Below are 23,526 nucleotides of genomic sequence, written 5' to 3'. Positions count from 1 at the left end.
ATATACGCTGAATTATCAGGAGACTTTCCCTTGGGAGATTCTAGGCAGCCAACTTATAAAAGTCTTCGGCCATTTGATTTGGTGTCTTAAAACCCAAACCCTTTTGAATTCTTCGATGATTATAAAATAATTCAATGTATTTTATAATATCTGCTTTGGCTTCTTCTCTGGTTTGATAGTTGTAATGATGCACTAACTCATTTTTCAGTATTCCCCAAAAGCTTTCAATCGGTGCATTATCGTAACAGTCTCCGCGCTTGCTCATTGAACCTTGAAAACCATATTGCTCAAGTATATTTCGATATTCATGGCTGCAATATTGACTTCCTCTGTCTGAATGCACAATCAGTTCTTTGGTTGGTTTTTGATTGTGAATAGCCATATTTAGCGCATTACAAACAAGCTGTGCTGTCATGCGCTCATTTAAGCTATAGCCAACCACTTGCTTCGTGTAAAGGTCTTTTACCGCTGCTAAGTACAGCCATCCTTCAACAGTCCATATGTACGTAATATCACTTGACCATGCTTGATTTGGTCTAGTCATTGAGAATTGTTGCTCCAGCAGGTTTTCATAGATCGCTCGATTATGGTCACTATTCGTAGTCCTTTTAAAACGCTTGTGTCGCTTACAATACAGGTGGTTCAGCGCTTTTATCTGACGTACAGCGTACATACTCATTTTTATGCCCTGAGCTTGTAAGTATTTGCTCTGTACACGACAAAAATAGATAACTCATTGAAATAATGTCACAATAATTGTTTTCTAACGACGAATACTATGACACATCTCAATGAGTTATATCTTATCTTAAACAAATATCTAAAATGGAACAAGTCACATTTAAAGTGCTTTGCGCTCATCATGCTTGTGATTATTTTAAAGCAAACATGTAATCTTTCTTCTGCATCTAAAGCCTTGCCCATCAAGTGCTTACCACAATCATTTTATCGACGTATGCAGCGCTTCTTTGCAGGTCAGTATTTCGATTATCGTCAAATTTCTCGGTTGATTTTCAATATATTTTCATTCGACAAAGTGCAACTGACTTTAGATAGAACCAATTGGAAATGGGGAAAACGAAATATTAATATCCTGATGCTCGCGATCGTTTATCGTGGAATAGCGATACCTATCCTTTGGACATTGCTTAATAAACGTGGAAATTCAGATACGAAAGAGCGCATTGCTTTGATTCAACGCTTTATCTCCATTTTTGGTAAAGACCGTATTGTGAATGTGTTCGCAGACAGAGAGTTTATCGGTGAGCAGTGGTTTACATGGTTAATTGAACAAGACATCAACTTCTGCATTCGTGTTAAAAAAACTTCATTGTCACCAATCATTTAGGAAAGAATCATAAAATTAGTGATTTATTTCGCCATCTTAAAGTTGGTCAAATTGAATGTCGTAAACGACGGATTTTGGTTGGTCGGGTGAAACTATATATAAGTGCACTACAGTTAGAAAATGGAGAGCTTTTACTCGTCGTTTCTCCTCAGTTTAATGCCAATGCTATTCAGGATTATGCATTACGCTGGGAAATTGAAACCTTATTCAGTTGTCTCAAAGGACGCGGGTTTAATCTTGAAAATACGCGCTTGACAGACCCTAGACGAGTGAAAAAATTGATTGCGGTGTTAGCTATAAGCTTCTGTTGGTGTTACTTAACGGGTGAATGGCAACATGATCAAAAAAAAGCGATAAAAATAAAGAAGCATGGACGACTCTCAATGAGTTTATTTCGCTATGGTTTAGACTATGTTCAAATGGCGATTCAGCGTTTAATTGGTTTTGGGAAAAAAGAAGAGTTTAAGGAAATTTTGGCAATTTTAAGAAGGCAGAAGCCTGATAGGATAAGGGTTCTGTGAAATTTGTCGTGTACAGAGCTCTTTCGTTTGATTCATGGTTTAATCTCTCTCAAAATGGCACGTGTACCCGTGGGGATTCTTCTTCAAATAGTTTTGGTGATACTCCTCAGCGTCATAAAACTCTTTTTCCAAGGCTACCGTCGTGACCACGGGATTCTCGAAGCGACCGATCTCATTGACCTCATCAATCACGTTTTCGATAATCGCTTTCTGTGCATCGTCACGATAGAACGCTGCCGAGCGATACGAAGTGCCAACATCATTTCCTTGGCGATTCTTCGTAGTCGGATCATGGATTTTGAAAAAGTAATGTAGAATCTCTTCGAGAGATATTTCGTCTTGGTCGTATTCCACGCGAACCGCTTCGGCGTGCCCCGTTTTCCCTGTTATAATATCGGCGTAGGTAGGATCATCAAAATCTCCGCCAGAGTAGCCCACCTTCGTTGACGTCACACCGTCCAGACTCCTAAGGAGGTCTTCGAGACCCCAAAAACACCCTCCGGCAACGATCACATAATCTAGTTTCATAAAGCCTCCTTAGTTTTCATCCACTTACTGATTAGACTGACTTTACAGCATGTAAAATAGATATAATATGTTCAATAGTTCGTATAACATGACCTATTGGACAGTTTACGTAGGAGCTATATATGGATGTTCTCAGTGAAATTTTAGATAAGGTAGAGCTTACTAGCTGCTACTGGTATAGAACCTCATTTGCGGGAGACTGGGGCATCAGCCTCCCGCAGGAAGAGAATCTAGCGAGATTTCACATCGTGACTCATGGCGAGTTTTGGTATGAGGTGCCAAAACTTAAACTTAAAGCATTGGCGGAGCAGGGCGATATTTTGATCTTTTTCAAAGGGATGGAGCACACCATGGCCAGTGCACCAAAAATCAAGGCCGAGCCTGCGGTCGAATTTAGAGCTAAAGCCAACCTCACCGAAGCTCAAGTTTTGGAATACGGTGATCAGAGCAAGCTCAAAGCCAACGTCGTTTGCGGACATTTTTGTTTTAATGGCGGACCCGATCATCCATTCTTAAATTCGCTGCCAAATGTCGTGCATATCAAGAGTGCTGATAACTCCCACTCGCCTTGGCTTGCCATGCTTTTAAGTATTATAGAGCAGGAAGCAAAATCAGGGCTTCCTGGAAGCAACACGTTAGTCAGAAAGCTGACCGAAATTATCTTCGTGCAAGCGTTAAGAATCCACATGTACAAATCCAATAAAAATGCTGGATTCTTCAAACTGATCGAAAATCCGCAACTCAGCAAAACCTTGGAAGCTATTCATCATAGTCTCGATAAAAAATGGGGTCTTGACGATCTCGCCGGGATTGCGGGGATGTCGCGTACGAACTACAGCGTCAAATTTAAGGAGCTGTCAGGCATGACACCTCTTGATTATTTAACCTATTGTCGGCTTGAAAAAGCAAAGCAGCTGCTTAAAGAATCCGGTAAGTCTGTTCCCGAAGTGAGTGAAGCCATTGGGTATCCGGCACATGAACACTTTCAAAAGTTGTTTAAGAAAAAAATTGGCAAAACTCCTAGCGCGTACAGAAAAGAAAATTCTGAAAAGGTGTAAAAATGAATATCTATAACTCTCCTGTTACCAAAATAGCTTTCTGGGTCATCGTCGTCGGCAGTGTATTCTGTCTTCTTCTCCCTTTATTCTTACCTCTTCTTCCTCTTCACTACTTGAAGGATTATGGCGAAATAGGAGATGCTTTTGGAGGTATTTCGAACCCATTCGTACAGATACTAGGTTCAGTAGTTCTGTTTTTAGCGCTGAAAGCCCAGATTGATGCGAATAGAATCCTTCATCAGCAAATCGAAAAAGAAAACACGAAGGAGCAACTAAGGCACGAGTTAGATCAACTTCACGAACTTTATATGTTCGTCGAAAGAAACATCAAAAGTTTTAGTTACGATCAAGAAAAGACCGTTGATGGCAAGACGCAAATGATCCTTCTGTATTCTCGACGTGCGATTAAATGTTTCATTGAGGATCTAGAGAGCTTAGATGTTGATATTCACAAAGATGACGACATTTTAAGGTTCGACGGGGTTAAAGAAATTATGAGCATTTTGAACAGCGTTGACCTATATTTCGACAAAATCAAAGACAGCGAGATTGCACCTTATCATAAGAGTTTTTATAAAACGCTTATGCAGCACGAACTTCTCTTCAGCGTTTTTCCTTATCAAGATCTCGACAATCAAGCGTACCTAAAACAAGAGCATTGCCCAGAGTGTGGTGAATATCATGCAAATTATCCGCCACTGATTTATGACCGGTTACAGAAAATTAAAAAAAGTTTCTCCTGATGTATTATGGATATTTATTCGGTATCGGTCCTACCAAAAAGCTATTTGTAGTATCTCGAGTACGTGCTGTGGTGTAGTAATTCCAATCTTAGAAAACTCAAAGCTTATTCTGAAACTATCGGAATTGTCGGTTGGGTGAGACTTAGTCGCCCCGTAAAGCCTTATCGGGGCGGCAAAGATAACTTTTTATATCACTGCTATTGATGACGTCCTTTGTTTACTAAAGTTGTAAGCCCTTATTCTTTGTTTTAGACCTTCAACCACTCCGGGCTTGTCACTAGGAGAGTCCCCTTGGCTAACCTTAGCCGTCAGATCGTATTCAGCGATTTCTAGCCGGTCCCCCTGAATCATTTTACGCCAACCGTTCCACAACTTAGGGTCAAGCTCTTCGGTACGCCAACCATCGGTCGGTTCGCTCCGACTCGCTAAAGCCAGATCCCTGATTTGGTTCTGGAGCGTTAGATCGTCAATCATTGTTCGGCGTCAACTATCTTGGCCGGTTCGCGTCAATTATGATGGCCGGTTAGGTTTTCTCATTTTTCCTACTTCCAGCTTGTTTTAACTGATGTTGTTTTCGATAGCTTTCTCCTTCTAATTCTATAATTGTCGCGTGGTGGATCAGCCGATCTATGGCCGCTACCGTCATCATGCTGTCTGGGAAGATCTGATCCCATGCACTAAACGGGTGATTGGCTGTGATGATCAGGCTACCGCTTTCATATCGATGCGCGATAAATTCAAACAGTACCTGGGTTTCTGCATCGGTTTTTTTCACATAACCAATGTCATTTATCTGACCACCCGATATTTCAAAATAAACGGGAAGCCCACCGCTATCTACAGCGAGATGAATTTTTGTAGAACTCCCACCCCGACTTTTTCCTATCGCTTCATCTGAACTGCTTGCGGCTCCGCTACTGTCTTGATGCGCTTTGACAATACTTCCATCAATAAACAACCATTCTGGATCATTATCGGACGATATGCTTTGAAACCATTTTTGTAACACACCTTTCTTTGACCAAAGGTTAAAGCGCTTAAATACAGAGTTCCAACGACCGAATCTTTCAGGCAAATCTCGCCACTGAATGCCTGTGCGCATACGATAAAGTATGCCTTCCAGTGTATTTCGGTGTTCATATTTATTGTAAACACGCCCTGTCTCTTTAAGTATTTGCTTTAGGGCTTCCTAGGCGTTATCTGTTAGCATTGTCCTTGGCATAGCAACGTCCGTTCTCGGTGGTATTTTTGATTTTTGGCGAAACCATTATACCTTGTTGCTATGCCGTTCATTTTTCACTCAAAGATCAACAGCCTCTAGTAAGGCACGTACTTGAAGCACTTAAAAGATAAAAATAAAGGCTCTCTAATGTGTTTAGGAGCCATCTAACTTATAGTTGTTTCGGGTGAGGCTTATTTGTTTTTGTGCTCCAGTGCTGTAAGTGATGTACCTACGATAAATATAGACACGACAAACAAGCCTAAATCTTTTAGCAAAAACTGGCCAGGAACCACAGAGATCGCAGGAAACCCAAGAGATGCCTCAAAAACACCGGGTGTAGTCAGCATGAACGACAATGTCGTAAAAAAGAGTCCGGTTGAAAGTACACCGCCCAAGATTGCGAGCTTAGGGGAGAAAACTCGTGCAGCGATTAACAGGCCAACTGAAATTTCAAGCACACCCAGAAAATTTGAGAATCCTTGAATGCTGAGGAAGCTATACATCCACGAAAGCAGAGGGCTATTACTAACAAAACCATGTATACCGTTTGCTTCGTAGCTAGTGAATTTCATGCCACCAAACCACAAATATATTATCGTCATGGCAACGTAGATGCCACCTATACCAAACTTAGTGATTTTTGCACCGAGATTATTACTAAGGGTATTGGTAGTCTGGACACCATTTTCAATTTCGGGAATAGTCATCTTATATCTCCAATTATTTTTAGCCATGTGGACTCACTCTATGTAGCCCACTAAAATGATATGACTCTTGAGAAAAACTATATGTTTACTCGAGTCGAACCTAACTTAGGTAATTGCTGTAGTTGAGCACCAATGGATTAGACATCAATGCCTAGTGGTTGAACGGCCGGGAAGTCGACCTCGGTCTGTGTCACTTCGTTAACGTAGTTAGTGAAAGTGTTCAGGGCAACAGCCAACAGAATATCCACTACATGTGCATCACTGTAGCCAGCGTTCAGCACCGCTTGGACCTGGTCATTGCTGACTTGCCCGCGCTGGCGGACTACGGCGGCAGCAAAACGCACGGCTGCGTCGGCCTTAGGGTCATTTGATGCACCGCTGCGGTTGGCAGTGAGTTCAGCATCATCAAGCTTGGCCACCTTACGGCCTAGGAAGGAATGGGCAGCAAGGCAATAATCGCAGCCGTTGATCTCAGCGACGGCTAGGGCAATACGCTCAAGAGTCGCTGTACCCAAGCCGCCCTGTGCTGATGCTGCGCTCAATTGCAGGTAGCCAGTCAGCGCAGCAGGGCTGTTGGCAACGACGCGGAACATGTTAGGAACGCGGCCCAGTTGTTTTTCCACAGCCTTGAGTGAGGTATGGGTAGCAGTAGGCGCGGCGTCGATTGTGGTAGGGGTGTTCAAACGTGACATAAATTTCTCCTAGTGATTTGAAAGACAGCACGCTGTATTGGCGTGGAATAAATTGTATTTAAGAAGGTTCTGCTTGATAATCCGTTGCTATCAGACAGCTCATCTTCACGTCTTGCGCAGTCGCCATTTCAGTGCCACTACACACCTTCGTTGACGTCACGCCGTCCTGATTTCTAAGGAGGTCTTCGAGACTCCAAAAACACCCTCCGGCAACGATCACATTATTTATTTTTCATAAAGCCTCCTTGGTTTTTATCTATTTACTAATGGAACTGAATTTACAGCATGTAAAATAGATATAACATGCTCAATAGTTCGTATAATGTGACTTATTAGACAGTTTACGTAGGGGCTATGTATGGATGCAGACTTTGGATATCAGATTAAAAGAGTTGTGAAATTAAGGGTTCACGAAAAACTGCAAATATAGGGCAAATCAGATTGTCTATACCCATAATTTAGAGCGCCCGAGCATCAGGAACTCACTGAAAGCAGACGTTTCTGAAAATAAACAAGGCACAGCGCTTGAAAATTTCGAGACATCAACGTTTTGCCAAAAGGCTAAAAATGCGTGCACTACTCATTTCGCATTTAAAGAGAGCATCGGTTATTAGGCAATAACGATGTGGCCAAAATTTGTCGACCACTACACTATCTCGTAAACGAGTTTGATAGACGTCAACTAGTACGTATTTTTAGTGTAAGGTCATATTAATGCACGATGCTAAACTCTGCTGTGAGCTAGGTAGGATGTATAAATACCATAAATATTTCAATGCTTTACTTTTTAAAGCTCAAGTGAGTTACTCAGTTCCAACTGTTGGTGGCAGATTTGGAATCTCGCGATTTGTCTTAAATGTCAGCCAAGCAAGTCTCTCGCTAATAAAGTGTTGACTATCCCTGACAAAGTAACAATTTCTTGCCATAATCAGACTTAAGCACTTTACTTAGAGTGTATGTGCGCCGCTTAATGCATCAATGCTGCTAATTCCCTGATTGACATCAATCACTTTGTTTCCTGTTTGATACTCTGAGATAAACAAGATCGAATGATGCAAAAGGGGACTATTTAAATACTGAGGGAACAAATGGCAGTAGATTTGAGCATAGAAACCGCTCTGCTCCTAGAGCGCTGGCAAGGCATTGTAAACTCGATGGCTCAAGTCGCGGAAGTGCCTTGTGTGCTGATTAATCGATTAGATAAAAACGAAATTTGTCAGGCTGTTGGCAGTGTGTCAGTACCAACTTTTTATTGCGGTGAACCTGTTCCATTGGCACTTAACACTTATTGTTCCCAAGTCATTTCCAGTAACCAGCCATTACTAGTTGAAAATGCAATCGGTACCCGATATGAAAACAATAACCCAACATTTGCAGCAGGCTTTAGTTATTACTATGGCCTGCCATTGCTTTGGCCTAGCGGAAAAACTTTCGGTACTTTGTGTATGTTGGACTTTTCAAGCCCAGATCGGGCATCACAACACTGTTCCTTACTCACACTTTTTAAGCAGGCCATTGAATACGATTTACAGATGCTTCAACAACAGCAAGATCTGCTAAAGCGTGAGCAACAAGCAGACAAAAAATTTATACAACTATTCAATGAGATGTCAAATAGGATAAGACCGGTAACTAATAATAAGTTGCTTCAATCTGAGTTGTTTGTACTTTTGACAAGCCAATACCAATACTGGCATCAGGAACTGGATAAGCAGCTTAATCAAACCGTCCTGACTGATGAAAACTCCATTCATATAGCGGCACTGGTTCGAATTTGGTCAAATTTGTTGGCGATTGCCCATGAAACAGAATGGTTGAGAGCTACGGCAGTTCTAGAACCTTATAGTTGTGATGCTGTTGCGTCACTGGTCAATGCAACTCCATTATTAGAACAAGCAGTGTATAAAACAGCGCTGACCCTTGGTGCTGATCTCGTTTTGAGGAGTCATTTGCCTAATCCACTGTTACTAAGTGGGAAACCAGAGTTATGGTCTCTGATAGGACTAGCTATCACGAGCTTTTTAGTTGTTGGCGCCAGCGGTACAAGTATAACTATTTTTGTCAGTAACCGATTAAAAGGTAAGTACAGAGTTTTGGAATGGTCCCTTCTTGTAAAAGGCCAGACGATGCCGCTGCGTTTTACCCGCGATAATCAAGCGCTTTATGGTTTTGCAACAGTATGTGCCGAGTTAGCGGGTGCTGTTCTTGAATCTGGTGAGTGGCAATTAACTGAGAGTCTTCAGCAACAGAGTCGTTATCTCAACTCAAATCGTGATCACGTTGACGACATTGAAAGCAGGAATGCTTCAAGAACTGCTAATGGCATAACCAGGCTTATCTGCTTATCGATACCGGTGATGGGAGACGATTTATAAACACTCAGCGATGATCAGCGAAGTTGTGTTTTAGTTTTCTTGTTGGCACTACATCCGGTATGGCGGCCTTTAATCTGAGAGTGACACTTGGGATAACTGAAAAACTGGCTGTGATTCTGCTGAACGGAGCTTGGTGCTAAGCATGTTGGCGTCATTCAAAGCAAGGTCAACACTGCTATTAACGTTTACGATTATCTGACGGACGTGCTGCTGCGCGTCAACCAACATCCAGTAAGCAAGGTACATGAACTAATGCCGAAGTTACGGAAAGCTCAGTTCGAAAGCGCATTACAGCGTTCAGCTCTATTTAGCAATCCCGATGCTTCGGTAAAATAAGCCACGGAAAATGCTCCGGAGGCCGCATGCACACTAAATAGATGACGTTAGACGAAGAGTTGGATTTAAACGAGCAAATTATAGAGCCTGCGACCGGAAAAGCCAAAAGTTTATAAATACAGCTAAAACTCAAATCAAGCAGGCGAATATTGTACAAAACAATACCATTGCTACAGAGATAACTTCAAGTCTGACAGATCTATGCTAGAGTTAAATCAACGATTTAATTCATTTTTCTATGCAGGATCTTTGAAAAATGCAGTAGAAAAACGGAGAAGTACATGACCTTTAGTTTAGCTCAAACAGCTAGTGCAGAAACCACACTAAAAGCACCTGCTGAAGCAGATCAGAACCTGCGGGATATCACTGAACTGGCGTGTTATATCTGTGATGCACCAGTGGCTATGGTGACGCGAACCGATGACACAAAGCTGAATCTAATTGCAAAAGTTGGTATTTCGCGTACCTCTGTATTAATTAAAGAGTCCTTTTGCGTGTATGCAATGGAAACACCTGATGCGGTAATGGTGGTCCCTGACGCTACTTTAGATCACAGATTCAGTACCAATGCTATGGTGATTTCAGGACCTGGCTACCGATTTTATGCTGGCTCGCCGCTGATTGATCCCGAAGGTGCAGTGATTGGTACTATTTGTGTCTATGATCATGTTCCTAAGCAGCTGAACCAGCGGCAGATAAGCTCTTTGCAGGCTCTGTCCAGACAAGTGATCGCCATACTGGAGCTGAAAAAAGTCGGCGAACAATTACATAATACCAGCATGACGGATGCGCTGACAGGGGTGAACAACAGAAGAGCTTTTGACCTCAAGTTTGAAGCTGAATTTGCTCGCTGGCAAAGAACAGGACAATCTTTTGTACTGGCATTGATTGATATTGATCACTTTAAGAGTTTTAACGACAGCTATGGTCATGCCGCAGGAGATGAGGCACTGAGTCAAGTCGCGGCTCTGTTTCAGCGCCATAGCAGGAACTATGACTTTTTCGCCCGTTATGGTGGTGAAGAGTTTGTGCTGATCCTGCCAGGCACAGACACAGCGTCCGCAAATAAAACACTGGAAAAGTTAAGGCTGGTAGTGGCTAACCATGAGTGGTTATTACGACAATTAACGGTCAGCATAGGTTTGGCCAGCGCTGATTTATTTGACGACAAAAAGCAGTTGCTCGAAGTCGCCGATCAGATGTTATACAAAGCTAAAACCCAAGGCCGCAATCAAACCAGTGTGTTCGCCACACTGTAAGAGATCTGTTCATGCTGCGCTGATCTCAAGACCTCATAAAAACTGAGGTCTTGCTTCGGTCGATAAGCTGGTCTGATATTGGCATTATTTATTCCTTTCAAATACATGGGTAATGCGACTTACACAGATTTTTTATGCTCTCTTGGACTCCATGTGAAGGAGATCGTCACATTCTTTACATATAGAAAATAGAGTTCTTTAGCCAGCTGCAATTTCAGATTAACCGATTCGGTAAGCTTTCTGCATTTCCGGAGACAACTTTTTTAGCCAGCTTGAGAGACTGAAGCCTTTTCTATCGGTACTATTTAATTTAGTAAAATACAGATGTTCATCCCAGCGAGGACCGAAATCTACTTCTGCAAGACTTACAAGCTGTTTGTTTCTGCGAAGACGATGCTTTTGATGGTAATCTTCGGCGGGCCAAAAATAACCATTTTGTTCTCCGGCCTCAATCACCTCGGGAGATTTCTCCTTTCCAATCGCTTGAATCAGTTCTTCAGCTACTTGTTTTTGCTCCAGATCAAAAACAAAAAGTATCTGGCGATACTGGCCCTGCTTTCTACCATGAACAGACCATGATTCAAAACTTCCAAGAAGTTCCCTGTAGCTGATTTGGTCTTTATCGTAGATCACTCTGACGACTTCGGCGTGTCCGTTGATGTTGCGGTAACTCGGATCCAGAGTTGATGCTCCAGCGTAGCCAACACGTGTTTGCACTACTCCCTGCGTCCCTCCAAAATTAGAATCCGGTCCCCAAAAGCAACCCATGCCGAAAACCGTTTGACTAAGCTTCCCGATTTTCAATGCTTCTTCGATTGCTTCAGGGGTTGCAAATTCATAGCTTTCAACACCGTCTTCTTTATTCATTTTTAGATCCGACATATTTTTCTCCTAACTTTCAAGAATTGTAGCCACTCCCATTCCTCCCGCCGTGCAAACGACGATAAGGCCACGTTTTCCAGGACCAGCTGAGTGCAGTATCTTTGCTAAAACTCCGACGATCTTAGCGCCAGTAGCCGCAAACGGATGCCCAAGGGCAATGCTACTTCCACGGACATTTAGCTTCGAGCGGTCAATTTTTCCGAGAGGCTCTGATCGTCCCAAACGTGTTTTGCAGTATTCAGCAGACTCCCACGCCTTCATCGTGCAGAGCACTTGTCCAGCGAACGCCTCGTGAATTTCGTAAAAATCAAAATCCTGAAGCTTTAAGCCGTTTCGCTTCAATAATTCACTGACCGCCACAGTTGGAGCCATGAGCAAACCTTCGCCAGCGACGTAATCCACGGCAGAAGTATGAGAATCCACAATCTTGGCCAACAGCGGCCAATTATTCTTTTTAGCCTCTTCTTCGGAAGCCAAAAGAACGGTGGATGAGCCATCTGTGAGCGAGCTTGAATTTCCCGCCGTCAAAGTCCCTTTTTCTGATTTATCAAAAACAGGTTTTAACTTCGACAATTTTTCCAAAGTTGTATCAGCACGCAAAATTCCATCGGTCTTATTTCCTTGGAATGGAAAGACGAGATCATCATAAAACCCATCTTTATATGCTTGAGCTGCATTTCTGTGACTTGCCAGCGCTAACTCATCTTGCTCTTGGCGAGAAATATTCCACTCTTTAACCATGAGTTCGCAATGCTCACCCATTGATTTTCCGGTGCGTGGCTCAACCACTGCGGGCAACACTGGCTTTAGATCGCTAGGTTTAATTCCTAAAATGATTTTTACTTTCTCACCAAGCGTTCTGGCAGAATTCAACGCAATCAATTTTCTTGCGAAAGTTCGACTAACCATAATGGGCAAATCGCTGTTGCTATCAACACCGCCCGCAATGCCACTTTCAATTTGGTGGCTAGAAATTTTGTGAGCAATCTGAATCGTATTTTCCAAGCTCGTTCCGCAAGCACGTTGCACGTTATATGCCGGAGTGTTTGGATGCAAACCGGAGGATTGAACGACTTCACGAGCCAAATTCCAGTTAGCCGAGCTGTGCATGACAGCTCCTAAGGCTACATCGCCCACAGTTTTTCCTTCCAAGTTATATCTATCAACTAAACTCTTTAGGCTCGCCGTCATTAGTTCTTCACTTGAGACGTCTCGATATGCGGTCATAGATTTCATAAATGGAATCCGAGCTCCACCTACGATATAAACGTTTCTCGTTTTCATAATTTCACCTCCGGCTTTGTGTGCCGTTCAAAAACTTCTCCGACCTTCACGTCGTACGATTCAAAAATGTAGTCTTTGCCAAGCATCTTGGCTTTTTTGTGTTCGGGATGCTTATCCCAAGCATCGAAAGCTTCTCTGGTAAGGAACTCGACAATTAGAACATCTTCACCGTTAGGAGAAGAAAACCGCTCATGGCTTCCGTAACCAGGAATGGCTTCGACAAGCGCGGACATCTCGGCGTATCTTCTTTCAAACTCCCCACCGTGCTCCTTGGCAACACGACTGCGGAAAACTGCTATAATCATTGATCTGACTCCTTACTAAGCTAATTACAATCCTCAAAAAAAAGATCTCGTTATTTCATCGAAGCTTCCAACCACTTGTCGAGATCCTTGAACTTGGGGTTTCTCAGCTTCTTTGTCCCAACCAGTATTGTCGGGAAATTTAACTTTCCAGTAGTATAAAGGGATCGCAGTTCATCAGCTGCCGCGTCGTCTTCGTGAACATCTAAAAAATCAAACTCGATTCCTTTTTCTTTCAAGTACGACTGGTAAATCTTGGTTTTGTGGCAGTCCTTATGACCGAACAGCTTAATCCCCACGACCCCCTCCATTTTCTAAAATTACTCTACAAACTTCAACGACTCCGAGTTGATGCAGAATCGAGCCCCAGAGGGCTCAGGACCATCTGGAAAAACGTGCCCTAAGTGGGCTTCGCACACATTGCATAGCACTTCGATTCTTCGTCCGTAAGTCGTGTCCAGTTCATATTGAATTACGTTGTCGGCGACGGGCTCAGAAAAACTCGGCCAACCTGTTCCCGAATCAAACTTAACGTTCGAATCAAACAGTTCAGTGTCGCAGCCCGCGCAGGCATACCGTCCTGCCTCATAAAATGAACAGAGTTCCCCAGTGTGAGGGCGCTCGGTGCCTTTCTTCCGCATGACATTAAATTGAGCGGGCGTCAGAATTTTTTTCCACTCTTCCTCGCTCTTTTCTACTTTTCTAGGAGGAGCGGGAGTGCCGTTATCGAGATAGTTGTTAATGCTTTCCCAGTTGAACATAAATTTGCTCCTTTATTTTTGGGTTTGTTCTTTAGCTATCAATCCACGCGAAGAAGTCAGTCGCGCTACCAATGAATTTTCCATCCACAAAAACTTGCGGAACAGTTTGAAGGTTGGTTTTTTTCTTCAACTCATCATAAGTCTTGGGATCGTCATCCACGCGAATTTGTTTAAAATCAACTTTTTCAGAAGTTAAGTACTCCTTCACGCGTTTACTAAACGGACAATGGTCTTTTGTGTAGATGACAACGTTCTTAAGTTCTTTCATTTTTTCCTCTTTCGTCTCTGTACACGACAAAAATAGATAACTCATTGAAATAATGGCATAATACTTGTTTTCTGACGACGAATATGATGACACATTTCAATGAGTTACATCTCATCTTAAACAAATATCTAAAGTGGAACAAGTCACATGTAAAATGTTTTACACTGATTATGATTGCATTAATTGTAAAACAGACCTGTAATCTTTCTTCTGCATCTAAAGCCTTACCCATCAAGTGCTTACCACAATCATTTTATCGACGTATACAACGCTTCTTTGCAGGTCAGTATTTTGATTATCGTCAAATTTCTCAGTTGATTTTCAATATGTTTTCATTCGACAAAGTGCAACTGACTTTAGATAGAACCAATTGGAAATGGGGAAAACGAGATATCAATATCTTGATGTTAGCCATCGTCTATCGTGGAATAGCGATACCTATTGTTTGGACATTGCTCAATAAACGTGGAAATTCAGATACAAAAGAGCGTATTGCTTTGATTCAACGCTTTATCTCTATTTTTGGTAAAGACCGTATTGTGAATGTGTTCGCAGACAGAGAATTTATCGGTGAGAAATGGTTTACATGGTTAATTGAAAATGACATCAACTTCTGTATACGTGTTAAAAAAACTTTATTGTGACCAATCACTTAGCCAGGAATCATAAAATTAGTGATTTATTTCGTCATCTTCAAGTTGGTCAAACTGAATGTCGTAAACGACGTATTTGGGTTGGTCGAGTGAAACTGTATATTAGTGCGCTACGATTAGAAGATGGGGAACTTTTACTTGTTGTTTCTCCTATGTTTAATGCTTCTGCTATTCGTGATTATGCATTACGCTGGGAAATCGAAACCTTATTTAGTTGTCTCAAAGGACGTGGATTCAATCTTGAAAATACTCGTTTAACAGACCCTGGACGAGTCAAGAAATTGATAGCAGTGCTAGCTATCGGTTTCTGTTGGTGCTATTTAACAGGTGAATGGCAACATGATCAAAAAAAAGCGATAAAAATAAAGAAGCATGGACGACTCTCAATGAGTTTATTTCGCTATGGTTTAGACTATGTTCAAATGGCGATTCAGCGTTTAATTGGTTTTGGGAAAAAAGAAGAGTTTAAGGAAATTTTGGCAATTTTAAGAAGGCAGAATCCTGATAGGATAAGGGTTCTGTGAAATTTGTCGTGTACAGAGAATAAAGATATAAAAATCCAAAAATGACTAAAAAGCCGATTTTGAAACAAGTCGGCTTTTTTATGAGCGGTTTTGATACTTCTTGCCAATAAATTTGACTAAAAAATAGTCAGTTTTGGGGTTTTTCAAATTTTATCAATGCCTCAATGTCCAAAATTATCCACATTTTTTGTGGATAAAATTTAGGCTATTTTGTAAGCCCTGGCTCATACCAATCTCGGCCCTTTGCTGCTATCCGCAATACTGGAAATTTCCTATCATGAAGACATAGAGAGCAGGATGCTCCAGATAAAAAGAATAAGATGAACAACAAGGAACGTGAGATCAGACAGGAGTCAGATCTAAGCGCCAAATATGGAAAAGCCCGACAGGATGTCGGGCTTTTTTATTGCCTATCCTTTCTCATTTGCAAAACAAACATAATGCCCCCTAAAATATAGACTATAATCTATATTTTGGTTGTGGTATGTGGACAGTCATTACGACAGATCTATTTAATCAGTGGCTTGAATAGCAAGATGAACCTACACAAGAGAAGGTCCTAGCTGCCCTGGTTATTCTACAGCAGCAGGGACCGAGTTTAGGCCGTCCTTTAGTAGATACTGTGTATGAGTCTAAATTTACCAATATGAAAGAACTGCGTGTTCAACATCGCGGTAGACCCTTAAGAGCTTTCTTCGCATTTGATCCCTTACGACAGGCTATTGTTCTATGTATTGCTGATAAAGGCGGTAAAAAGCGTTTTTATAAAGACATGCTGGATATTGCAGATGAACAATACCAACTTCATCTCACTACCCTAGGAGATAAATCTAATGGCTAAGACTCTGCAAGAATTGTTAGCTAGCCGCTCTCCAGAGAGCCAAGCCCGTATTCAAAAAATGGCTGATGAATTACTGCTAGAAAATCAGCTTCATCTTATTCGTGAAGAACTCGAAATTTCTCAAAAAGAGCTTGCTGAAACTTTGGGAATAAAACAGCCATCGCTTTCAGCAATAGAAAATCGTGGCAATGATCTTAAGATTTCAACCATGAAAAAGTATGTTGAGGCAATGGGTGGGAAGCTCCGTATTGATGTAGAGCTTCCAACAGGAAAACATATAGGATTCAACGTTTAACAATAAAAATGGGAGCTATAGGCCACTGCTGTCCCATAGTTTGCTTTAAATAAAAAAACCTGAGTCCTAACAGTTAAAATATGAGTGTAAACAAACACTTTAACGACCAGGATTCAGGTTTTGTCACATCAGAATACCGTATTTTATGAGCTAATTAAACCTGTTGTGCGACAGGATTTTGAACAACTTGCTAAAGTACACCATGTTGGACAGAAATTTAGAGCGACTTCCCGTTGGGATCAGTTTATTGCCATATTGATGTCTCAATTCTCTTGTAGGCAAAGTCTGAGAGATATTCAATCCAATTTGGAGTGCCAACAGGAAAAGCTAAGTCATCTCGGAGCAAAATCTATTCCCCGAAGCACGCTGGCACGAATCAATGAGCAGCAGCCTGCTGCCTTGTATCAACAGCTATTTTACAAGTTGCTTAAATACTATGAACACTCAAAAGTAGCTCATAAATTTCGCTTTAAAAATCCCTTGTATTCCTTGGATGCCAGTCATATTGACCTGTCGCTTTCCTTATGTGAATGGGCCAAAGTTCATGACTCAAAAGCCAGCATGAAACTCAGCATAGGATTGAATCACAGCAATGATATTCCTGAGTTTGTTGCAGTTGAAAATGGCAAAGAAAATGACATGGTACAAGGTCGCAAATTCCAGTTTCCTGCTGGCAGCATTGTAGTTTTTGATAAAGGCTATGTCGATTACCAATGGTATGCAAATCTGACTGCTCAAAACATTGGATTTGTCACACGTTTTAGGCCTAAATCTGTGTATCAGGTGATCCAGCAACATCCAGTGCTTGAATCCAAAGGTATTCTAAAAGATGAAACCATTCAGCTGAATAGCGCACATGCCCTAAAAAGAAAAGCCCCAGTGTTAAGAAGAATTGAATATAGAGATCAGCAAAGTGGCAAGCACTTTAGCTTTCTCAGCAATAACTTTCATTTAGCCGCCTCCACCATTGCGGCGATTTATAAAGATCGTTGGAAAGTTGAGCTGTTCTTTAAGGCGATTAAGCAGAATCTCAAATTAAAAGCGTTTCTAGGCCGCAGCAGGAACGCAATTCAGACACAAATCTGGATTGCGATGATCGCCTATTTATTGGTGAGTTTCGCTCAACATTTAGGGAAAACAGGTTGGACAGTTCAACGTTTACTCAGAATAATTCAAGTGAATTTGTTTGAAAGAAGAACTTTAAAAGCTTTATTTTCACCCGATAAAATACCCATAAAACAAGAGGAAGCTCAAATGAGCTTCCTCTTGTGAAAAATTGTGGGACAGCAATGGCTATAGGCTCCCATTTTTATTGTTAAACGTTGAACCCAACGGTAAATAGTCGTGTGATCAACATTCACACCCCGTTCGGCCAGCATTTCCTGCAGTTCACGATAGCTAATGCCATATTTACAATACCAGCGCACAGCCCAAAGAATGATTTCGCCCTGAAAATGCCGACCATGGAAAGGATTCATATGCTGCACCTTTAGCTAAAACAGTCTTCAGCTTACCATTCGTGGTTATTTGCAACAGTGCCATTTGGAATACGCCATGATTGATGGAACGATTGTTAAAGTTCATCGACATGGGCAAGGTGCAAAAGGGGGACTTTCAAACAGTCTATAGGTAAATCTCGAGGTGGAATGACCTGTAAAATTCTTGCCTTAGTGGATAGTCTAGGCAACCTTATTAAGTTTCGATTAATGCCTGGTCAATATCACGATTTAGTAGAAACCAAACCTTTAATTGAAGATGTTGATTTTCAAGCATTACTAGCGGATAAAGCATTTGATGCAGATTGGCTCATCCAAGAACTCAATGAACGTAAAGTGAAAGTGGTGATCCCACCCAAATCTAATCGAAAAGTAATGAGAGCATTTGATACGACTATGTATAAATGGCGTCATCTCATTGAAAACTATTTCTGTAAGTTAAAAGAATTTAAACGTATAGCGATGCGTAGTTGTAAAACAGATACGAGTTTTGAAGCCATGATTCAATTGTGCGCGAGTGTAATTAACTCTCGGTAATTCTCAACAGACCCTAAACAAACCCAATAATTTTTCATTCTTTCCTAACTTCATCTGGGAGAGTTGAGTTTGATCATAGACCACTCGATAGCCTGCTTGTTGCATTTCTGCGATCAAATTCCGTTGGTCTATCCGTTCTCCCCCTTGATCTTTCGGCAGAAATTGACGCTTACCCCCGCCTAGAATCACATCAACCCCATCTTTTAATTTGACGTTATAACGCTGATAGGTATCACCTTGCGAACTTGGTACTAATTGGGATGCTATGTCATTTTCAGCATCACGATGACAAATATGGGCATAAGTCGATGCTGGTGTAGCATGCGTAATGCGAGTTGTCGTGACTACACCTGTACCCCAACCTTGTGCCTTGGCCAATTCGAGTAAAGTTTGGGTGTCTTGCTTATTCTGGTTCTGAGGATTGGTTCCACATTGATGGTTTCCAGCCTGATCTGGTTCTACTGCAATTGTTCCAGTCTGCATGGATATCACTTCATTTTTCATTTTTACACCTGTCATATAAGCACCCATCGATGGTGCGCTATCTGTAACCTGTGCATCTTCTGAGAAAGTACGAACAAATGCTGACTCTGGAAGTTGATCTATCGGCAGTTGCCCGTCTTCACCAACAGCATAGATTCGTGCAGCTGTTAGTGTCGTGATACCCATTCCATCTCCCAAGAAAAAAACCACACGTTGAGGCTGTTTTGATGGTTGTACTGAAGTAGAAGTTGATTGAACTAAAGCAGGACTTTGACAGCCCATCAAAATAACTGTGCCCAAACTACAGCATGCCAAACTCATTAATTTTTTATTAAATTTTTTCTTATGCCAAAGCATTGCATCGACTCATCTTAGGATGGTCGAAAAATACGCTTTAAATATTCAATTTAAATGACAAATTTATGAAAATATTATTATGACTACTTATATAAATTTTCCTAATTGCAAAAAATAGTGTAGCAAGTTGCTACACTATTTTTTTACTTTATTTTTCTAACATTCTTTTTAGGAAAGCTTCTAATTCTTTTAAATTTTGATCATCAAATTGTCCGATTTTTAAAGATACCTTTAATGTATTATGGTCAAATTTGATATTACCAGCAACTTTCCCATCATATTCAATTTTATGTACAATTGAAGTTTGAATTACTTCTTTCGTTTCTCTTGACTTAAAGATTTTTTCAGCTAGTGATGCCAGTTTTGTCTGTTCAACTTCTTTTTTAAGCAATTTTGACCATGCTTCAAATAATGCTTCTTTAGCATTTTCATGGTTTTCTTCATGATCTGATAGAAATTTTTTCACTGCTGTAGCAGCGGTCCGTGCTAATAATGACGGCTGTTTTTCCAAATCTTCAATCAACTCTCCAGGTAATTTTTCAAAAGATAAAATATTTATACATATCTTCACGATTCATACCTAATGACTTTGCTAACTTCTGCTTATTTTTTTTAATTTTTCATCCAAAGAAGTTAATCCAACATATATTTCATAATCTGTCAGATCTTCTCGCTTTAAATTTTCAGCTAATGTTAATAAAGCAACTTCTTCATCCGATGCATCAATAATGATTACTTCAATGGTGTTCTTATTGAGAAATTGGTGGGCTTTCAATCGTCTTTCACCAGCAATCAACTCATATTTATCATTTATTCTACGAACTGCAATTGGTTGTAATAGCCCAATTTCCTCAATTGATGCTGCTAAATCTTTAATATCTTGTTGATTAAAGAGTTTTCGAGGCTGGTTAGGGCTAGCCTGAATATCTGTAATTTGTACATTACGTCTTAGCTCTTTGACATCATTAATATGCTCCTTTTGGGCATGTTGATGCTTTTGAGTATTTTGCTGAAGACGTTTAGCCAATAGCTCTTTATTACTTACCATAGTATTTCCAGAATTATATTATCCGACACGCTGAACAATTTCTTGTGCTAAAGTTTCAAAAGCTTTTCGAACTTTTGAGTTTTTATCAACAGATAATAAAGGTTGTTGCAAAATTGCAGCTTGATTAACTTTAGTGCTCATTGGAATTGTGGTATGCAATAATTCTCCAACTTGATTAAATGCTTCATCTTTTATTAATTTACATACATTCTGACGCTCATCATGTTTAATTAATAAAGCACCTAAGAGTTCTAACTCAGGGTTAACTCTTCTAATTTTACTTAAATGATTAATTAAATCAGTAACACCATAGAGACCGTATTGTGAACCAGATTCAATTGGAACAATAACATGTGTCGAAGCGGCTAAAGCATTGCTAGTTAATAATTTTAAGCTCGGAGGGCAATCAATAAGAATGTAGTCATATAATCCTTCTAGAATTTCCAATTTATTTGAAAGTTCCTCGGTTGGTCTTGGTGCATCATCTTTCAATTGATCTTCAGTTTTACCAAGAGTTAATGAGCCATATATTAAGGAAACATTTTTAAATTTTGTTTCTTCTTCTAATGCTTCTGATAATAAACTTATATCACCAATGAGTAATTCCGCTGATGTAGTTTCAACTTCGCTAGGGTGTCTTAATCCTATATGTAAACTTGCATTTGCTTGTGGATCCAGATCAATTACTAAGACCTTATTTCCTAATTCAGCAAGTTCTGAAGCAAGATGTACTACAGTAGTTGTTTTCCCGCAACCACCTTTATGATTAGCTACAGCAATGATTTTAGTTGACATATTTGTCTTAAGGAATTTACTTTGATTTCATTTAATATAAAGATATTTGTAGCAACTTGCTACAGTTCCTTTGTCATATTTTTATCTTTTGAATTCAAAAGATGTGGAGAAAACATTTCTTAACTTTTTTTAAAAATATAGCTAGCTAATTTTAATTATTATTAATTAGTATTAATTAGTTAATTATAATTAGACAAATTTTATTTTTTTAAAAACAAATAGATAGAATTTTTAAAGTGGAAGGCGTGTCACTAATAAGTGGAAGACCTGTCATTGATAAGTGGAAGCCCTGTCACCTTTAAGTGGAAGGTTTGTCACTAATAAGTGGAAGGTCTGTCACCGATAAGTGGAAGGTTTGTCACTATGGTGGAAGACTTGTCATTGTGATTTATTTTAATGTGGATTTTTTAATTTAAAACAATATAATTCAACTGCTTGTGATGTTGATAAGTTTGTTTTTATTGAAATAAAGGTGGAAGACTTGTCATTAGATGTTTTTTATTCTGTGGATAAACTATTTGTATAAAATTTAATTGATAACATGATGTTTAATAGTCAAGAATATCGGAATGGTGGAAGGCTTGTCACTTTAACAGTGGAATATGTGTTGATTAATTCCACTTTAGTGGTGCTGTAGGCTATTCCTATTTTCAAATTGATTGCTTTAGCGATACGGATGAATTATCAAAGGTGGAAGAATTGTCACTTAAAAGTGTTTAATTTTATATTAATTCCACCATAAGACTAGATAGTATCAAAATTGCACTTTAATAGTGACACTTCTTCCACTCTTAAGGTGTTTGATGGGCATAAACTGAGTTAATTTAATGTAAGGAAGAGAAAATAGTGAGCGGTTTGCATCTTCTTCCACTTTTGTGTATAACATGTAGAAAATATTTTAATCTTTCCACTTATGAGCAATCACAACGAACCAGAAGAATTAGAACATCTACCTTATTGTATTGGTAATATTCGACATAATGGAGTAGTTAGCACTAGTAACCGTCTGATTAGACCAATTGAATTATCATCTAATGAGTATAAAGCTCTACTTTATGCGATGGCTGTTGCGAATTATGGTGAAAAGAATAATCAAGATCGTGAAATTACAGAGCAAACTTATATATATTTGCATAAAGATGATTTAGGCGAACTATTAGGATTAGATAAAAAGAATTCCATTAATGTTGCTATTGATCGTATTTATAAAGAATTATCATCACGAGTAGCCCATTTTGTAATTGAAGAGTCCGTGGATGATAATAAGCGTAAAGTTAAAAAAGTACACTCAGTAGTACCAATTATTCGTGAACTCCGTTGGGAAGATGATGCTAAAAATGCTTTGCAGATACGTTTCACCAGTGAAGTACTTCCATATTTTACTCGTTTAGCAAATGGAAATTTTACAACCTATCAATTGAAAGATTTATTTGCTTTGGACTCTGTCACCAGTATGAGTTTGTATTCATACTTTATCAAAAATGAATTTAAGTATGCTAATCAAGATTCTTATGAGGTTGAACTTTCACTTGAGAATATCAAAGCATTAATTGATATTGGGGAGAAAAAATACGATCGTTGGGTTGATTTTAGACGATACGTTTTAGACAAAATTATTGAAGAAATTAATGAAAGGACTAGTCTTCAATTAGAATACGATACCATCAAGAAAGGTCGACCTATTGTCGGAGTTCGATTTAAAATTCTTAATAGGCATGCCACTGAAGTTGTTGTATCTAATACTAATGATAAGACTCAAATCTATTTAGATGTCAATTTTGATGATAATGCGCTTGTTAAAGAATTAGGTGCGAAGTTCGATATGACCGTAAGGTCTTGGTACATCTATGCGAACGACCCAAATTATAAACAGTTAAGTAAGTGGTTTAAGACAGAAGGGTGCTTAACTGAATCTCAAGCAAATGTGATAGTTAATGATATTATGTTCCAAATGGATTTTGCTGTAGCTGGCAGTTCAATGAGTGAATTTAAGAAAGAAATGAAATATAAATTAAAAAATAATCCAAATTTTGTAAAAGAAAATAGAAAACGATTGAATGAAATATTTGGAAAAGAAGTTATATGACAGTGTAGCAACTTGCTACACTGTTTACGATAATGTGTAAAATAAGCTTGATATCAGTTTAGGTTATATTTTGATAGCTAATTAATAGACCTATGAACTCATAATCCGTTGGTCGACAGTTCAAG

General features: G+C 39.8%; 22 protein-coding genes and 6 pseudogenes. 11 read left to right on the top strand and 17 right to left on the bottom strand.

Annotated elements, in window-relative coordinates; translation table 11 throughout:
* Positions 1-40: 40 nt before the first annotated feature.
* Positions 41-709, bottom strand: a pseudogene (locus ACZ8ZH_RS19560) (IS3-like element ISAba22 family transposase); the annotation flags it as partial.
* Between the two features lie 69 nt (positions 710-778).
* On the opposite strand from ACZ8ZH_RS19560, the gene ACZ8ZH_RS19555 reads away from it, so the two are divergent.
* Positions 779-1,869 (top strand): IS4-like element ISAba1 family transposase gene (locus tag ACZ8ZH_RS19555; protein ID WP_470247662.1). Its coding sequence is split into 2 segments (ribosomal slippage): positions 779-1,319 and positions 1,319-1,869, totalling 1,092 coding nucleotides; the frame shifts between segments, so codons are not numbered across the junction.
* Between the two features lie 39 nt (positions 1,870-1,908).
* Here the strand turns inward: ACZ8ZH_RS19555 and msrA are convergent.
* Positions 1,909-2,397 (bottom strand): peptide-methionine (S)-S-oxide reductase MsrA, encoded by a 489-nt coding sequence (gene msrA, locus ACZ8ZH_RS19550; protein ID WP_000762837.1) that lies wholly within the window; start codon positions 2,395-2,397, stop codon positions 1,909-1,911.
* A gap of 122 nt (positions 2,398-2,519) precedes the next feature.
* Here msrA and ACZ8ZH_RS19545 point away from each other — a divergent pair, with 122 nt between their 5' ends.
* Positions 2,520-3,455, top strand: coding sequence for an AraC family transcriptional regulator (locus ACZ8ZH_RS19545; RefSeq protein ID WP_470247953.1), 936 nt, complete (start codon positions 2,520-2,522; stop codon positions 3,453-3,455).
* Between the two features lie 2 nt (positions 3,456-3,457).
* A complete protein-coding gene (locus ACZ8ZH_RS19540; RefSeq protein ID WP_198114664.1) occupies positions 3,458-4,198 on the top strand; it encodes a hypothetical protein in 741 nt (246 codons plus the stop codon).
* A gap of 523 nt (positions 4,199-4,721) precedes the next feature.
* Here ACZ8ZH_RS19540 and ACZ8ZH_RS19535 read toward each other — a convergent pair.
* The 4 genes from ACZ8ZH_RS19535 to ACZ8ZH_RS19520 all read right to left on the bottom strand — a co-directional run bounded on the left by ACZ8ZH_RS19535 (position 4,722) and on the right by ACZ8ZH_RS19520 (position 7,039).
* Positions 4,722-5,372 (bottom strand): IS5 family transposase, encoded by a 651-nt coding sequence (locus ACZ8ZH_RS19535; RefSeq protein ID WP_198114842.1) that lies wholly within the window; start codon positions 5,370-5,372, stop codon positions 4,722-4,724.
* 239 nt (positions 5,373-5,611) lie between these two features.
* Positions 5,612-6,127, bottom strand: a complete 516-nt coding sequence (locus tag ACZ8ZH_RS19530; protein WP_004911234.1) for a YkgB family protein — start codon at positions 6,125-6,127, stop codon at positions 5,612-5,614.
* Positions 6,128-6,264: 137 nt separating this feature from the next.
* Complete coding sequence (locus tag ACZ8ZH_RS19525) at positions 6,265-6,819, bottom strand: carboxymuconolactone decarboxylase family protein (RefSeq protein ID WP_000088799.1); 555 nt, start codon at positions 6,817-6,819, stop codon at positions 6,265-6,267.
* 58 nt (positions 6,820-6,877) lie between these two features.
* On the bottom strand, positions 6,878-7,039 hold the full coding sequence (locus tag ACZ8ZH_RS19520; RefSeq protein WP_223290059.1) for a peptide-methionine (S)-S-oxide reductase: 162 nt from the start codon (positions 7,037-7,039) through the stop codon (positions 6,878-6,880).
* Positions 7,040-7,907: 868 nt separating this feature from the next.
* Between ACZ8ZH_RS19520 and ACZ8ZH_RS19515 the strand changes: the two genes are divergently transcribed.
* A complete protein-coding gene (locus tag ACZ8ZH_RS19515; protein WP_000257537.1) occupies positions 7,908-9,194 on the top strand; it encodes a GAF domain-containing protein in 1,287 nt (428 codons plus the stop codon).
* Positions 9,195-9,811: 617 nt separating this feature from the next.
* Positions 9,812-10,789, top strand: a complete 978-nt coding sequence (locus ACZ8ZH_RS19510; RefSeq protein ID WP_002119794.1) for a sensor domain-containing diguanylate cyclase — start codon at positions 9,812-9,814, stop codon at positions 10,787-10,789.
* Between the two features lie 219 nt (positions 10,790-11,008).
* On the opposite strand, the gene ACZ8ZH_RS19505 is transcribed toward ACZ8ZH_RS19510, so the two are convergent.
* Genes ACZ8ZH_RS19505 through ACZ8ZH_RS19480 form a run of 6 tightly spaced genes read right to left on the bottom strand, consistent with a single transcriptional unit; the run spans position 11,009 to position 14,286 of the window.
* Positions 11,009-11,671 (bottom strand): peptide-methionine (S)-S-oxide reductase MsrA, encoded by a 663-nt coding sequence (locus tag ACZ8ZH_RS19505; RefSeq protein ID WP_001281573.1) that lies wholly within the window; start codon positions 11,669-11,671, stop codon positions 11,009-11,011.
* Positions 11,672-11,680: 9 nt separating this feature from the next.
* Positions 11,681-12,955, bottom strand: a complete 1,275-nt coding sequence (locus tag ACZ8ZH_RS19500; protein ID WP_000857678.1) for an acetyl-CoA C-acetyltransferase — start codon at positions 12,953-12,955, stop codon at positions 11,681-11,683.
* Positions 12,952-13,260, bottom strand: coding sequence for an antibiotic biosynthesis monooxygenase family protein (locus ACZ8ZH_RS19495; protein ID WP_002122973.1), 309 nt, complete (start codon positions 13,258-13,260; stop codon positions 12,952-12,954). Before ACZ8ZH_RS19495 ends, ACZ8ZH_RS19500 begins: the two co-directional genes overlap by 4 nt.
* A gap of 50 nt (positions 13,261-13,310) precedes the next feature.
* Positions 13,311-13,556 carry a glutaredoxin family protein gene (locus ACZ8ZH_RS19490; RefSeq protein WP_025467194.1) on the bottom strand — a complete coding sequence of 82 codons (246 nt, stop codon included), beginning with the start codon at positions 13,554-13,556 and terminating at the stop codon, positions 13,311-13,313.
* A 21-nt stretch (positions 13,557-13,577) separates the two neighbouring features.
* Complete coding sequence (gene msrB / locus ACZ8ZH_RS19485; RefSeq protein WP_000483554.1) at positions 13,578-14,018, bottom strand: peptide-methionine (R)-S-oxide reductase MsrB; 441 nt, start codon at positions 14,016-14,018, stop codon at positions 13,578-13,580.
* Positions 14,019-14,049: 31 nt separating this feature from the next.
* Positions 14,050-14,286 (bottom strand): glutaredoxin, encoded by a 237-nt coding sequence (locus ACZ8ZH_RS19480; RefSeq protein WP_009499586.1) that lies wholly within the window; start codon positions 14,284-14,286, stop codon positions 14,050-14,052.
* An 86-nt stretch (positions 14,287-14,372) separates the two neighbouring features.
* Here ACZ8ZH_RS19480 and ACZ8ZH_RS19475 point away from each other — a divergent pair.
* The 4 genes and pseudogenes from ACZ8ZH_RS19475 to ACZ8ZH_RS19460 all read left to right on the top strand — a co-directional run bounded on the left by ACZ8ZH_RS19475 (position 14,373) and on the right by ACZ8ZH_RS19460 (position 17,871).
* Positions 14,373-15,463, top strand: a protein-coding gene (locus ACZ8ZH_RS19475; RefSeq protein WP_470247926.1) for an IS4 family transposase whose coding sequence is annotated in 2 segments (ribosomal slippage) — positions 14,373-14,913 and positions 14,913-15,463 — 1,092 coding nt in all. Because the reading frame shifts where the segments join, the coding sequence is not laid out codon by codon here.
* A gap of 484 nt (positions 15,464-15,947) precedes the next feature.
* A pseudogene (locus ACZ8ZH_RS19470) lies at positions 15,948-16,304 on the top strand (type II toxin-antitoxin system RelE/ParE family toxin).
* Complete coding sequence (locus tag ACZ8ZH_RS19465; RefSeq protein ID WP_001140620.1) at positions 16,297-16,599, top strand: helix-turn-helix domain-containing protein; 303 nt, start codon at positions 16,297-16,299, stop codon at positions 16,597-16,599. The pseudogene ACZ8ZH_RS19470 and the gene ACZ8ZH_RS19465 overlap by 8 nt, the downstream one beginning before the upstream one ends.
* A gap of 120 nt (positions 16,600-16,719) precedes the next feature.
* A complete protein-coding gene (locus tag ACZ8ZH_RS19460) occupies positions 16,720-17,871 on the top strand; it encodes an IS4-like element ISAbe18 family transposase (protein ID WP_058971770.1) in 1,152 nt (383 codons plus the stop codon).
* Positions 17,872-17,903: 32 nt separating this feature from the next.
* Here ACZ8ZH_RS19460 and ACZ8ZH_RS19455 read toward each other — a convergent pair.
* Positions 17,904-18,077 (bottom strand): annotated as a pseudogene (locus ACZ8ZH_RS19455) (IS6 family transposase); the annotation flags it as partial.
* Positions 18,010-18,189: a hypothetical protein gene (locus ACZ8ZH_RS19450; protein ID WP_168926899.1), complete on the bottom strand. Its 180-nt coding sequence runs from the start codon at positions 18,187-18,189 to the stop codon at positions 18,010-18,012. The pseudogene ACZ8ZH_RS19455 and the gene ACZ8ZH_RS19450, both read right to left, overlap by 68 nt.
* Here ACZ8ZH_RS19450 and ACZ8ZH_RS19445 point away from each other — a divergent pair.
* Positions 18,142-18,632 (top strand): annotated as a pseudogene (locus tag ACZ8ZH_RS19445) (IS5 family transposase); the annotation flags it as partial. The gene ACZ8ZH_RS19450 and the pseudogene ACZ8ZH_RS19445 overlap by 48 nt on opposite strands.
* Before the next feature lie 15 nt (positions 18,633-18,647).
* Here ACZ8ZH_RS19445 and ACZ8ZH_RS19440 read toward each other — a convergent pair.
* The 3 genes and pseudogenes from ACZ8ZH_RS19440 to ACZ8ZH_RS19430 all read right to left on the bottom strand — a co-directional run.
* Positions 18,648-19,472: pseudogene (locus tag ACZ8ZH_RS19440) on the bottom strand (alkaline phosphatase); the annotation flags it as partial.
* Positions 19,473-19,620: 148 nt separating this feature from the next.
* Positions 19,621-20,520 (bottom strand): annotated as a pseudogene (locus tag ACZ8ZH_RS19435) (ParB/RepB/Spo0J family partition protein).
* A gap of 18 nt (positions 20,521-20,538) precedes the next feature.
* Positions 20,539-21,315, bottom strand: coding sequence for a ParA family protein (locus tag ACZ8ZH_RS19430; protein ID WP_004942653.1), 777 nt, complete (start codon positions 21,313-21,315; stop codon positions 20,539-20,541).
* Between the two features lie 913 nt (positions 21,316-22,228).
* Here ACZ8ZH_RS19430 and ACZ8ZH_RS19425 point away from each other — a divergent pair.
* Positions 22,229-23,401, top strand: a complete 1,173-nt coding sequence (locus tag ACZ8ZH_RS19425; RefSeq protein WP_043972782.1) for a replication initiation protein — start codon at positions 22,229-22,231, stop codon at positions 23,399-23,401.
* The last annotated feature ends 125 nt before the right edge of the window (positions 23,402-23,526 follow it).

It is taken from the genome of Acinetobacter sp. SW-226, assembly GCF_055632855.1.
The sequence above is the reverse complement of the archived record's forward strand: the minus strand, read 5'-3'. Positions and strand labels throughout refer to the sequence as shown.